The following is an 11,724-nucleotide window of genomic DNA, read 5'->3' on the forward strand; positions in this document are numbered from 1 at the left end:
GTTCGACCGAACATCCAAGGAGAACAACATGTCGATGCGTGCATCCCTTTCCGTCGTCACGCGTGTGCTGGCCGGCGCCGCGTGCGCAGCCGCGATGCTGCCTGCCCATGCGCAGAACAACCTGAACTTCCTGAACGACACGCCGATCAGCTATTTCAGCAAGACCGACCGTGCGTCGCTTTCGAAGGCAGTCGTGCAGGCGCGCGACGAGGGCAAGGACGGCGAAGTCACGACGTGGCAGAGCAGCGGCCGCGGCACGCAGATCGACGCGAAGCTCACGCCGGCCACGACCGAGACGGATGGCAAGACCTGCCGCGAAATCACCACCGAAGTCACCGCGAAGGGCCAGACGATGACCCTCAAGCCCGTCTACTGCAAGACGGGCGCGGGCAAGTGGCAGCTGCAGAAGCGCTGAGCACGCGTGCGATGAAGCGGGGCGGCGCGCCGCGCACGGTGTCGTGCGGCGTCGTGATCCTCGACGCGGCGGGTCGCGTGTTCCTCGCGCACGCGACGGATACCACGCACTGGGATATCCCGAAGGGGCAGGGCGAGCCCGGCGAGACGCCGGCCGACGCCGCGCTGCGCGAACTGCTCGAGGAAACCGGCATCGAGTTCGCGCCCGCGCGGCTGCTCGATCTCGGCCGCTTCGCGTACCGGCACGACAAGGATCTGCACCTGTTCGCGGTGCAGGTGGCCGAAGGCGAGATCGATCCCGCGCAGTGCACGTGCACGTCGCTGTTTCCGAGCCGTCGCGACGGCTCGATGATTCCCGAGATGGACGCGTACCGCTGGACCGTGCTGGCCGACATCGACGCGTATGCGAGCCGCAGCCTCGCGCGGCTGTTTCGCACGAAGCTGTCGCTGGCGGACCTGCATCGGCGGTTGTCGGGCGGGTGAATGTTCCGCTTCGATGCACGCAATGAAAAACCGGCCCTTGGGCCGGTTTTTTATTGGTCGCGCGACGGCGGCTGTCGAAGCCGCCCGCCGCCGTGCGGAGCAGGCCGTCAGGCCGGCTTGCCCCAGCTGTCGCGCAGCCCGACGATCCGGTTGAACACCGGCTTGCCCGGCTTCGAATCGACCCGGTCGGCAACGAAGTAGCCGTGGCGCTCGAACTGCAGGCGCGTTTCCGGCGCAATGTCGCCGTTGCCCGGCTCGACGTACGCCTGCACGATCTTCTTCGAATCGGGGTTCAACGCCTCGAGGAAGTTCGCGCCGCCCGCGTCCGGATGCGGCTCCTTGAACAGGCGGTCGTAGATCCGCACTTCGGCCGGCTGCGCATGCTTCGCGCTGACCCAGTGGATGTTGCCCTTGACCTTGTACGTGTTCGCGCCTTCCGTGCCCGACTTGCTGTCCGGGAAGTAGTTGCAGTGCACGGCCGTCACGTTGCCTTCGGCGTCCTTGTCGAAGCCCGTGCACTCGATCACGTAGCCGTAGCGCAGGCGCACCTTGTTGCCCGGGAACAGGCGGAAATAGCCCTTCGGCGGGTTTTCGACGAAATCCTCGCGCTCGATCCACAGCTCGCGCGAGATCGGGAACGTACGCACGCCGCGATCCGGGTGGTGCGGGTGCACGGGCGCCGTGCACGCTTCCTCGAGGTCTTCCGGATAATTGTCGATCACGAGCTTCAGCGGATCGAGCACCGCGACCGTACGCGCGGCCTTGTCGTCGAGGTCGTCGCGCAGCGCGCCTTCGAAGATGCTCATGTCGATCCACGAATCGATCTTCGTCACGCCGATCCGTTCGCAGAACAGGTGGATGCTCTCCGGCGTGAAGCCGCGGCGGCGCACGCCGACGATCGTCGGCATCCGCGGGTCGTCCCAGCCGTCGACGTGGCCTTCGGTGACGAGCTGCAGCAGCTTGCGCTTGCTGGTGATCGCGTACGTGAGGTTCAGGCGCGAGAATTCGATCTGTTGCGGCAGCGGGCGCGTGAACATGCCGGCTTCCGCGAGTTCGTTCAGCACCCAGTCGTACAGCGGGCGGTGATCCTCGAATTCGAGCGTGCACAGCGAATGCGTGATGCCTTCCAGCGCATCCGAGATGCAGTGCGTGTAGTCGTACATCGGATACACGCACCATGCGTCGCCGGTGCGGTAGTGGTGCGCGTAGCGGATCCGGTAGATCACCGGGTCGCGCATGTTCATGTTCGGCGAAGCCATGTCGATCTTCGCGCGCAGCACGTGCTCGCCTTCCTTGAACTCGCCGGCCTTCATGCGGCGGAACAGGTCGAGGTTTTCTTCCGGCGTGCGCCCGCGGAACGGCGACGGCTTGCCGCCTTCGGTGAGCGAGCCGCGGTTCGCGCGCATTTCATCGGCGCTCTGGCTGTCGACATACGCCTTGCCGCGCTTGATCAGCAGCTCGGCGAACTCGTACAGCTTGTCGTAGTAGTCGCTCGCGAAATACTGATGATCGACCGCGTCCTTGCGCCAGTCGAAGCCGAGCCAGCGCACCGCGTCGACGATCGAGTCGACGTACTCGACGCTTTCCTTTTCCGGGTTCGTGTCGTCGAAGCGCAGGTGGCACACGCCGCCGTAGTCGCGCGCGACGCTGAAGTTCAGGCAGATGCTCTTCGCATGGCCGATGTGCAGATAGCCGTTCGGCTCCGGCGGGAAGCGCGTCTCGACGCGGCCGCCCCATTTGCCGGTGCGGTTGTCGTCGTCGATGATGTTGCGGATGAAATTGGAAGCCGCGGGGGCGTCGTTGCGTTCGGTGCTCATGCGGTTGGCGTCAGGTTGTGTCGGCGCGTCGCGCCGGTTTAATCCTGTAATTCTACCTGACCGGGGTCCGTCCCGCGCGGGTTGCGGGTCCGGCACCCTGCGTTCGCAATGCGTAACGCAATATATCGAGTCTGTGTCGGCTGTAACACGACGTAAATCGGATTGCCCGCGCCGTTCGGGTTTTCCTATGATGGCTTTACCGATACAACGCCGCCAGTCGTATTTTTTTCCGGGCGGAAGGAAGCCAATAACCATGATGAAGAAGACCACTTTTCTCGTTCGTACCGCAGTGATCGTCGCGGCCCTGTCGCAACTCGGCGCATGCGCGATGACGCATACGCAACGTAATGCCGGTATCGGCGCGGCCGCGGGCGGCGCGCTCGGCTACCTGATCACGGGTGGCCCGGTCGGCACGGTCGCCGGTGCGGCGGCAGGCGGCCTGGTCGGCGCCGGCGTACGCTGATCCCGGCCGGCGGATGCCCGCGACGCGGGCGCCGCTGAACGCCGGCCGGTCGTGACGCCGGTCTGAACGCGTCACGGCCCGCATGAATTTCACGCACATCCCCGGATTTTGACAGGCAGCATCAGGGAGAGGAGGGTGTGCGACACTTCGTCGACGCTACATCACGATTCCATTCGTCGACGAACCCTCCATGAGCGACCCCTTCGTTTTCGTCCTGCCGGGCTACGGCAATTCCGGCCCGCTTCACTGGCAAAGCCGCTGGGAGCGCGCCGATGCGCGCTTTTCGCGTGTCTCGATGCCCGACTGGGACCGCGCGTTCCGCAACGGCTGGTGTCTCGCGCTCGACCGCGCGGTCGAAGCCGCGCGCGGGCCGGTACTGATTGCCGGCCACAGCCTCGGCACGCTGACCGCCGCATGGTGGGCGACGCGCTATGCGCGCCCGGCCGCGCTCGCGAAAGTGCGCGGCGCGCTGCTCGTCGCGTTGCCCGATCCCGCCGGGCCGGCGTTTCCGGCCGGCGCGCACGGTTTCGGCCCGGTGCCGCACGAGCGGCTGCCGTTTCCGACCTGCGTCGTCGCGAGCAGCGACGATCCGTACGGTTCGCTCGCGTTCGCGCGCGGCTGCGCGCACGCGTGGGGCAGTGAATTCCGTGAAATCGGCCCGCGCGGCCACATCAACGCGGACAGCGGGCTCGGCGACTGGCCGGCCGCGCGCGGCTGGCTCGACGCGCTCGCGCGGTAGGCGGGCCGTCCGCCACCGCGCGAGCCTGGCACCTCAGATCGCCTGCTTCGCCTTCAGCGCGGCAATCTGCGCGTCGTCGTAGCCGAGCATGTCGCGCAGCACGTCGCCGGTCTGCGCGCCGAGCAGCGGCGGGGCCGTGCGCGCGTCCGGCGGCGTCGCGCTCATCCGGATCGGGTTGCGCACGAGCTTCACGTCGGCGCCGCACGGGTGCGGCAGCGACACCTGCATCCCGCGCGCGATCACCTGCTCGTTGTCGAACACTTCGTCGAGATCGTTGATCGGCCCGCACGGCACGCCGGCCGCTTCGAGCACGGCGATCCAGTCGGCCTTGCCGCGCGTCTTCACCATCTCCGCGAGGATCGGCACCAGCGTGTCGCGATGGCGCACGCGCGACGGGTTCGTCGCGAAGCGCTCGTCGTCGGCCAGTTCGGGCCGGCCGCCGGCCTCGACGAACTTGCGGAACTGCCCGTCGTTGCCGACCGCGACGATGATCCAGCCGTCGCTCGTCTGGAACGTCTGGTACGGCACGATGTTCGGATGCGCGTTGCCCCAGCGCACCGGCGGGTTGCCGCTCGCGAGGAAGTTGGTGTTCATGTTCGCGAGCAGCGCGACCTGAACGTCGAGCAGCGCCATGTCGATGTACTGGCCTTCGCCGGTCCGGTCGCGGTGCGCGAGCGCGGCGAGCACGGCGATCGTCGAATAGAGGCCGGTCCCGAGATCGGCGATCGCGACGCCTGCCTTCTGCGGGCCGCCGCCCGGCTCGCCGTCGCGCTCGCCGGTGATGCTCATGAAGCCGCCGATTCCCTGCACGATGAAGTCGTAGCCCGCGCGGTGCGCGTACGGGCCCGTCTGGCCGAAGCCGGTGACCGAGCAGTAGACGAGATCGGGCTTCACCGCGCGCAGCGAGTCGTAATCGAGCCCGTATTTCTTCAACTGGCCGACCTTGTAGTTCTCGAGCACGACGTCGCTTTGCGCGGCGAGTTCGCGCACGATCTGCTGGCCCTCGGGCGTCGCGATGTCGATCGTCACCGAGCGCTTGTTGCGGTTCGCCGCGAGATAGTAGGCGGCCTCGGCGGTATCCGCGCCGTCCGCGTCCTTCAGGTACGGCGGCCCCCAGTGGCGCGTGTCGTCGCCGGCGCCCGGGCGCTCGACCTTGATCACGTCCGCACCGAAATCGGCAAGCGTCTGCGCGCACCACGGGCCCGCGAGCACGCGGGTGAGGTCCAGCACGCGGATATGGCTCAGGGCACCCATCGTCGAATCGTCTCCTTTCATGGCTGGCCTGCCTTGTCGGGCAGGGCCGATTGGCATGCCGAGCATCTTAAGGCGAATCGGCCATCCGGGTGGCCCAGCCGGGCCGTCCGGATGGCCGAGCCGCTTTGCCGGCGCTTTGCCCGGAAGCCGGCCCCGATCCCGTATAATCGATCGTTTCCGAATCCATGCCGTCGAGCGCCCACCAAGGGCGCCGGCGTTTGAAGCCGTCTTTGCCAGACTGTCCCCGCACGCCATGAAAGCTGCCGAAATCCGCGAGAAATTCCTCAAATTCTTCGAATCGAAGGGCCACACGATCGTCCGCTCGTCGAGCCTCGTGCCCGGTAACGACCCCACGCTGATGTTCACGAACTCGGGCATGGTCCAGTTCAAGGACGTCTTCCTCGGCACGGACCCGCGCCCGTACTCGCGCGCCACGACGGCGCAGCGCAGCGTGCGCGCGGGCGGCAAGCACAACGATCTCGAGAACGTCGGCTACACGGCGCGCCACCACACGTTCTTCGAGATGCTCGGCAACTTCTCGTTCGGCGACTACTTCAAGCACGACGCGATCAAGTTCGCGTGGGAGCTGCTGACCACGGTCTACCAGCTGCCGAAGGACAAGCTGTGGGTCACCGTCTACCAGGAAGACGACGAGGCATACGACATCTGGGCGAAGGAAGTCGGCGTGCCGACCGAGCGCATCATCCGCATCGGCGACAACAAGGGCGCGCGCTACGCGTCGGACAACTTCTGGACGATGGGCGACACCGGCCCGTGCGGCCCGTGTACCGAAATCTTCTACGACCACGGCCCGGACGTGTGGGGCGGCCCGCCGGGATCGCCTGAAGAAGACGGCGACCGCTACATCGAGATCTGGAACCTCGTGTTCATGCAGTTCAACCGCGACGCGCAGGGCAACATGACGCGCCTGCCGAAGCAGTCGGTCGACACCGGCATGGGCCTCGAGCGCCTCGCCGCGGTACTGCAGCACGTGCACAGCAACTACGAGATCGACCTGTTCCAGAACCTGATCAAGGCCGCCGCGCGCGTGACCGAGATCAGCGACCTCACGAACAACTCGCTGAAGGTGATCGCCGATCACATCCGCGCATGCTCGTTCCTGATCGTCGACGGCGTGATTCCCGGCAACGAAGGCCGCGGCTACGTGCTGCGCCGGATCGTGCGCCGCGCGATCCGCCACGGCTACAAGCTCGGCCGCAAGGGGTCGTTCTTCCACAAGCTGGTGGCCGACCTCGTCGCCGAGATGGGCGTCGCGTATCCGGAGCTGAAGGAAGCCGAACAACGCGTGACCGACGTGCTGCGCCAGGAAGAAGAGCGCTTCTTCGAGACGATCGAGCACGGGATGTCGATCCTCGAAGGCGCGCTGGCCGACGTCGAGGCGAAGGGCGGCAAGGTGCTCGACGGCGAACTCGCGTTCAAGCTGCACGACACGTACGGCTTCCCGCTCGACCTCACGGCCGACGTGTGCCGCGAGCGCGGGATGACGGTCGACGAGCCGGCATTCGACGACGCGATGGCGCGTCAGCGCGAGCAGGCGCGCGCGGCCGGCAAGTTCAAGGCCGCACAGGGCCTCGAATACACGGGCGCGAAGACCACCTTCCACGGTTACGAGGAAATCGCGTTCGACGACGCGAAGGTCGTCGCGCTGTACGTCGACGGCTCGTCGGTCAACGAGGTGAAGACCGGCCAGGATGCGGTCGTCGTGCTCGACCACACGCCGTTCTACGCGGAATCGGGCGGCCAGGTCGGCGACCAGGGCGTGCTCGCGAACGCCGCGACGCGCTTCGCGGTGGCCGACACGCTGAAGGTGCAGGCCGACGTGATCGGCCATCACGGCACGCTGGAGCAGGGCGCGCTGAAGGTCGGCGACGTGCTGCGCGCGGAAATCGACGCGCATCGCCGCGCCCGCACGCAGCGCAACCACTCGGCCACCCACCTGATGCACAAGGCGCTGCGCGAAGTGCTCGGCGCGCACGTGCAGCAGAAGGGGTCGCTGGTTGACGCGGAGAAGACCCGCTTCGACTTCGCGCACAACGCACCGATGACCGACGACGAAATCCGTCGTGTCGAGCAGATCGTCAACAACGAGATCCTGGCCAACGCGCCGGGCATCGTGCGCGTGATGCCGTACGACGAAGCGGTGAAGGGCGGCGCGATGGCGCTGTTCGGCGAGAAATACGGCGACGAAGTGCGCGTGCTCGACCTCGGCTTTTCGCGTGAACTGTGCGGCGGCACGCACGTGCATCGCAGCGGCGACATCGGCTTCTTCAAGATCGTCGTCGAAGGCGGCGTCGCGGCCGGCATCCGCCGCGTCGAGGCGATCACCGGCGACAACGCGGTGCGCTACGTGCAGGAACTCGACGCGCGCGTGAACGAAGCGGCGGCCGCGCTGAAGGCGCAGCCGTCGGAACTCACGCAGCGCATCGCGCAGGTGCAGGACCAGGTGAAGTCGCTCGAGAAGGAGCTGGGCGCGCTGAAGTCGAAGCTCGCCTCGAGCCAGGGCGACGAGCTCGCACAGCAGGCAGTCGACGTGGCCGGCGTGTACGTGCTGGCCGCGACGCTCGACGGCGCCGACGCGAAGACGCTGCGCGAAACGGTCGACAAGCTGAAGGACAAGCTGAAGAGCGCGGCGATCGTGCTGGCGGCCGTCGAAGGCGGCAAGGTCAGCCTGATCGCGGGCGTCACGCCGGATGCGAGCAAGAAGGTCAAGGCCGGCGAGCTCGTGAACTTCGTCGCGCAGCAGGTCGGCGGCAAGGGCGGCGGCCGTCCGGACATGGCGCAGGCAGGCGGCACCGAGCCGGCAAACCTGCCGGGCGCGCTCGCTGGCGTGAAGGGCTGGGTCGAAGAGCGGCTCTGATCGTGACGCGATCGATGCGATGCCGTGTCACTGACGGCATCGCCTGAATGGAAAAACGACCCGATCGGCAGGCGCCGGTCGGGTCGTTTTGTTTGTGCGCGTCGATCGGTGCGGCGACGCGCGAACACGGGTCAGGCCGTCACGGTCGCCGGCGGCTTCGTCGCGTCGCCAGGCGGCCGCGCGGCTTCCGTGAGCGCATCGCGCAGCGCGGCGAGCGCCGCCGACGCGTAGCCCTGCCGCCACGCGAGCAGTGTGTCGATGCCTTCGAGGTCGGGGATCGTGTGCGCGGTGATGTTGCCGGTCTCGGGTTGCAGATCGAGCACCGAACGCGGCGCGACCGCGATGCCCGCGCCGGCCGCGACGCACGCGACGATCGCGTGATACGAGCCGAGTTCGAGCACGCGCGCCGGCTTCACGCCGTGTGCCGCATACCACTGTTCGACGTACTTGCGATACGTGCAGCCGCGCTCGAACGCGATCAGCGTCGGCAGGATCACGTCGCGCGGCGTGCGCACCGGCGGATGGCCGCGCGGCGTCAGCAACACGAGGTTCTCGCGGAAGATCGGCACCGTCTCGAACGTGTCGGGCAGTGACGCCGGCTCGGGCGGGCGCGCGAACAGCGCGGCGTCGATCTCGAAGTCGCGCACCCGGTCGATCAGCCAGCCCGTCGTGCCGGTCAGCAGTTCGAGCGATACGTCGGGCCACGCGTGGTGATAGTGCGCAAGTATGGTCGGCAGCCGGCTGGCCGCCGTGCTTTCCATCGTGCCGAGCCGCAGGCGGCCACGCGGCGTGTCTTCGCGCACCGCGTCGCGCGCTTCGTCGGCGAGCGCGAGCAGGCGCTCCGCGTACGGCAGCAGCGTGTGGCCGGCCGGCGTCAGCACGAGCCGGCGGCCGTCGCGCACGAACAGCGCCGCGCCGAGTTCTTCCTCCAGCTGCTTGATGCGCGTCGTGACGTTCGACTGCACGCGATTGAGCTTGGCCGCCGCACGCGTCACGCCGTTCTCGCGCACGACCGCCCGGAATATCGCCAGCGCGGCCAGATCCATGATTCTCTCCAGGGGATGGGTCGATTCTTAATTATTCATTTTTCGAGAACGTTTGGTCAAGCTACGATGCAAACATTCCGATTTCCGATCCGGCCGGCGCGCTGAGTGCCGGCCGCTGCCGCCATGTCCCGCTTCGATGCCCCGACCGCCGCTGCCGGCGTGCTTTCGTCCGATCAGGCCGACCGCCGTGCCCGCGCGGCCGCGCTGGCCTGCATGATCGGCCTCGCCGTCGTACTCGGCGTCGGCCGCTTCGCGTTCACGCCGCTGTTGCCGCTGATGCTTGCGGACGGCTCGATCGGCCTGAAGGCCGGAAGCTGGCTCGCGTCGGCGAACTATGCGGGCTACTTCGCCGGCGCGGTCAGTTGCGCGGCGTTGCGCGTCGCGCCCGCGCGGATGGTGCGCTTCGGGCTCGCGGCCACCGTGCTGCTGACCGCCGCGATGGGCGTCGGCCACCTGCTGCCGGTGTGGCTCGCGGTGCGTTTCGTCGCGGGCGTCGTCAGTGCGTGGACGTTCGTGTTCATGTCGCAATGGGGATTGCGGCGTCTGGCCGAGCTGTATGCGCCGGAGTGGAGCGGGGTGATCTACGCGGGGCCGGGCGTCGGCATCGTCGTGACGGGGCTGCTCGGCAGTGCGCTGGCCGGCCAGCGCGCGGCGGCGGGCTGGCTGGGTTTCGCGGCGCTGTCGGCGGTGCTGTCGGTCGCGATCTGGCGCACGTTCGGCACGACGCGGGCGAACGCGGCGCCGCCGGCGGCCGCCGCGCCGCATGCGGCCGCCGGAGCGACGGCAGCTGCGACGGTACCTTCAACGCCACCTGCCGCCGGCAGGCGAAGCCATCGCGCGGACGCCGCGTGGCTCGTCGGGCTGTACGGCGCACCGGGCTTCGGTTACATCATCACCGCGACGTTCCTGCCGGTGATCGCGCGCGCCGCACTGCCGGCCGGTTCGCCGTGGCCCGACCTGTTCTGGCCGATGTTCGGCGCGGCGCTGATCGTCGGCGCGATCACCGCCGCGCGGCTGCCCGGGCACTGGGACAACCGGTTGTTGTTGGCGGCTGGTTGCGCGACGCAGGCGCTCGGCATCGCTGCCGGAATCGTGTGGCCGAATGCGGCCGGCTTTTCGGTCGGCAGCGCGCTGCTCGGCCTGCCGTTCACCGCGATCACGCTGTTCGCGATGCGCGAGGCGCGGCGCCTGCACGGCGAGCGCGCGGCCGGGCTGATGGGTTATGCGACCGCCTCGTACGGTGTCGGGCAGATCCTCGGGCCGCTCGTCGCAGCGCCGCTGGCCGCGCATTTCGGGTCGTTTACGCCCGCGCTGTGGGTCGCGGTGGCCGCGTTGCTGATCGGCGCGGCCGGCTTCGCGGCCACCGCCGCACGCGGGCGCCGGCAATTCTGACGCCGGCGGGGCCGGATCGTCTGCGGCGCGGGCAAACTCGCTAGAATGAAGCCTTTCCCGCGCCGAGCGGGTGCGCGGGCAGCCGGCTGGCGGCCGTCCGGCGCTCGCCAGATCCCCATCGATGACCACCGCCGACTACCGCTTTTGCCCGCGCTGCGCGAGCCCGCTGACCGAGCGCGCCGATCCCGAACATGAAGGCGGCCGCATTCGCCAGGCATGCCCCGACGACACCTGCGGCTATGTGCACTGGAACAACCCGCTGCCCGTCGTCGCGGCGATCGTCGAGCTCGACGGCAAGATCCTGCTCGCACGCAACGCGGCCTGGCCCGAAGGGATGTTCGCGCTGATCACCGGTTTCCTCGAAAACGGCGAAACGCCCGAGGACGGCATCGCGCGCGAGGTGTTCGAGGAAACCGCGCTGAAGGCCGAGCACGTGTCGCTCGTCGGCGTGTACGAATTCATCCGCAAGAACGAGCTGATCATCGCGTACCACGTGCGTGCGTCGGGCTCGGTGTCGCTGTCGCCGGAATTGCTCGAATACAAGCTCGTCGATCCGCCGTTGCTGCGCCCGTGGCGTGCCGGGACGGGTATCGCGCTCGCCGACTGGATGCGCGCGCGCGGCCTCGATTTCGAGTTCGTCGACCGGCCGGGCCAGTGACGGGCCGGCCTGCCCGCAAGGTTTCATCCGCCGCACCGCGAGCGATCGCGGCACGGCGGCGCGTTTCCCGCCGCCGTGCCGCGCCTTACGGCCGCCGCGCGTCGTCCTCATCGCTCCCATCGTCCTGACCGCCATCGCCATGTCCGACAAGCCGCAGCCGCGTCCGCGCGACGCCTATCGCCACTTCCTGCCGATCACGACCCGCTGGATGGACAACGACGTCTACGGGCACGTGAACAACGTCGTCTACTACAGCTACTTCGACACGGTCGTGAACGCGTACCTGATCCGCGCGGGCGTACTCGATGTCGAGCACGGGCAGACGATCGGGCTGGTGGTCGAGACGCAGTGCAACTATTTCGCGCCGCTCGTGTTCCCGCAGTCGGTCGACGCGGGGCTGCGCGTCGTGAAGCTCGGCACGTCGAGCGTGCGCTACGAGGTCGGGCTGTTCGCGCAAGGCGATGCGTCGCCCGCCGCGCAAGGGCATTTCGTGCACGTGTACGTCGATCGCGCGACGCGCCGCCCCGTGCCGCTGCCCGATGCGTTGCGCGCCGCGCTCGAGCCGCTCACGGTCTGACGG

11 protein-coding genes are annotated in these 11,724 nt (G+C 68.2%); 8 read left to right on the forward strand and 3 right to left on the reverse strand.

Annotation, left to right across the window (positions count from 1 at the left end; translation table 11 throughout):
• The first annotated feature begins 28 nt into the window (after positions 1-28).
• Together BLA15945_RS33860 and BLA15945_RS33865 are read left to right on the forward strand one after the other, a co-directional pair.
• Positions 29-415: a hypothetical protein gene (locus BLA15945_RS33860; protein WP_059236811.1), complete on the forward strand. Its 387-nt coding sequence runs from the start codon at positions 29-31 to the stop codon at positions 413-415.
• An 11-nt stretch (positions 416-426) separates the two neighbouring features.
• Positions 427-897: an NUDIX hydrolase gene (locus tag BLA15945_RS33865; protein ID WP_174994416.1), complete on the forward strand. Its 471-nt coding sequence runs from the start codon at positions 427-429 to the stop codon at positions 895-897.
• A gap of 107 nt (positions 898-1,004) precedes the next feature.
• On the opposite strand, the gene BLA15945_RS33870 is transcribed toward BLA15945_RS33865, so the two are convergent.
• Positions 1,005-2,714 (reverse strand): glutamine--tRNA ligase/YqeY domain fusion protein, encoded by a 1,710-nt coding sequence (locus BLA15945_RS33870; protein WP_059234830.1) that lies wholly within the window; start codon positions 2,712-2,714, stop codon positions 1,005-1,007.
• Between the two features lie 253 nt (positions 2,715-2,967).
• Here BLA15945_RS33870 and BLA15945_RS33875 point away from each other — a divergent pair, with 253 nt between their 5' ends.
• Positions 2,968-3,177, forward strand: coding sequence for an ornithine acetyltransferase (locus BLA15945_RS33875; protein ID WP_006497729.1), 210 nt, complete (start codon positions 2,968-2,970; stop codon positions 3,175-3,177).
• Positions 3,178-3,367: 190 nt separating this feature from the next.
• Positions 3,368-3,916 carry an RBBP9/YdeN family alpha/beta hydrolase gene (locus BLA15945_RS33880; protein ID WP_059234828.1) on the forward strand — a complete coding sequence of 183 codons (549 nt, stop codon included), beginning with the start codon at positions 3,368-3,370 and terminating at the stop codon, positions 3,914-3,916.
• A 33-nt stretch (positions 3,917-3,949) separates the two neighbouring features.
• Here the strand turns inward: BLA15945_RS33880 and BLA15945_RS33885 are convergent, their stop codons facing one another.
• Positions 3,950-5,170, reverse strand: coding sequence for a CaiB/BaiF CoA transferase family protein (locus tag BLA15945_RS33885; protein ID WP_174994404.1), 1,221 nt, complete (start codon positions 5,168-5,170; stop codon positions 3,950-3,952).
• A gap of 253 nt (positions 5,171-5,423) precedes the next feature.
• Between BLA15945_RS33885 and alaS the strand changes: the two genes are divergently transcribed.
• Positions 5,424-8,048, forward strand: a complete 2,625-nt coding sequence (gene alaS / locus BLA15945_RS33890) for an alanine--tRNA ligase (RefSeq protein ID WP_174994405.1) — start codon at positions 5,424-5,426, stop codon at positions 8,046-8,048.
• Positions 8,049-8,179: 131 nt separating this feature from the next.
• Here alaS and BLA15945_RS33895 read toward each other — a convergent pair whose 3' ends face one another.
• Positions 8,180-9,094 carry a LysR family transcriptional regulator gene (locus BLA15945_RS33895; RefSeq protein ID WP_174994406.1) on the reverse strand — a complete coding sequence of 305 codons (915 nt, stop codon included), beginning with the start codon at positions 9,092-9,094 and terminating at the stop codon, positions 8,180-8,182.
• Between the two features lie 123 nt (positions 9,095-9,217).
• Here BLA15945_RS33895 and BLA15945_RS33900 point away from each other — a divergent pair, with 123 nt between their 5' ends.
• The 3 genes from BLA15945_RS33900 (at position 9,218) to BLA15945_RS33910 (ending at position 11,721) form a co-directional block, all read left to right on the forward strand.
• Positions 9,218-10,486, forward strand: coding sequence for a YbfB/YjiJ family MFS transporter (locus BLA15945_RS33900; RefSeq protein WP_174994407.1), 1,269 nt, complete (start codon positions 9,218-9,220; stop codon positions 10,484-10,486).
• 121 nt (positions 10,487-10,607) lie between these two features.
• Positions 10,608-11,144: an NUDIX domain-containing protein gene (locus BLA15945_RS33905; RefSeq protein ID WP_059234819.1), complete on the forward strand. Its 537-nt coding sequence runs from the start codon at positions 10,608-10,610 to the stop codon at positions 11,142-11,144.
• A gap of 139 nt (positions 11,145-11,283) precedes the next feature.
• Positions 11,284-11,721 carry an acyl-CoA thioesterase gene (locus tag BLA15945_RS33910; RefSeq protein WP_059234817.1) on the forward strand — a complete coding sequence of 146 codons (438 nt, stop codon included), beginning with the start codon at positions 11,284-11,286 and terminating at the stop codon, positions 11,719-11,721.
• Positions 11,722-11,724 lie beyond the last annotated feature (3 nt).

This window comes from Burkholderia arboris (assembly GCF_902499125.1).
GTDB lineage: Bacteria > Pseudomonadota > Gammaproteobacteria > Burkholderiales > Burkholderiaceae > Burkholderia > Burkholderia arboris.

Coding starts and splice junctions, on each gene's coding strand:
- BLA15945_RS33885 (WP_174994404.1), bottom strand. CDS start 5,170: ATGGGTGCCCTGAGCCATATCCGCGTGCTGGACCTCACCCGCGTGCTC.
- BLA15945_RS33900 (WP_174994407.1), top strand. CDS start 9,218: ATGTCCCGCTTCGATGCCCCGACCGCCGCTGCCGGCGTGCTTTCGTCC.
- BLA15945_RS33865 (WP_174994416.1), top strand. CDS start 427: ATGAAGCGGGGCGGCGCGCCGCGCACGGTGTCGTGCGGCGTCGTGATC.
- BLA15945_RS33880 (WP_059234828.1), top strand. CDS start 3,368: ATGAGCGACCCCTTCGTTTTCGTCCTGCCGGGCTACGGCAATTCCGGC.
- alaS (WP_174994405.1), top strand. CDS start 5,424: ATGAAAGCTGCCGAAATCCGCGAGAAATTCCTCAAATTCTTCGAATCG.
- BLA15945_RS33870 (WP_059234830.1), bottom strand. CDS start 2,714: ATGAGCACCGAACGCAACGACGCCCCCGCGGCTTCCAATTTCATCCGC.
- BLA15945_RS33905 (WP_059234819.1), top strand. CDS start 10,608: ATGACCACCGCCGACTACCGCTTTTGCCCGCGCTGCGCGAGCCCGCTG.
- BLA15945_RS33910 (WP_059234817.1), top strand. CDS start 11,284: ATGTCCGACAAGCCGCAGCCGCGTCCGCGCGACGCCTATCGCCACTTC.
- BLA15945_RS33860 (WP_059236811.1), top strand. CDS start 29: ATGTCGATGCGTGCATCCCTTTCCGTCGTCACGCGTGTGCTGGCCGGC.
- BLA15945_RS33895 (WP_174994406.1), bottom strand. CDS start 9,094: ATGGATCTGGCCGCGCTGGCGATATTCCGGGCGGTCGTGCGCGAGAAC.
- BLA15945_RS33875 (WP_006497729.1), top strand. CDS start 2,968: ATGATGAAGAAGACCACTTTTCTCGTTCGTACCGCAGTGATCGTCGCG.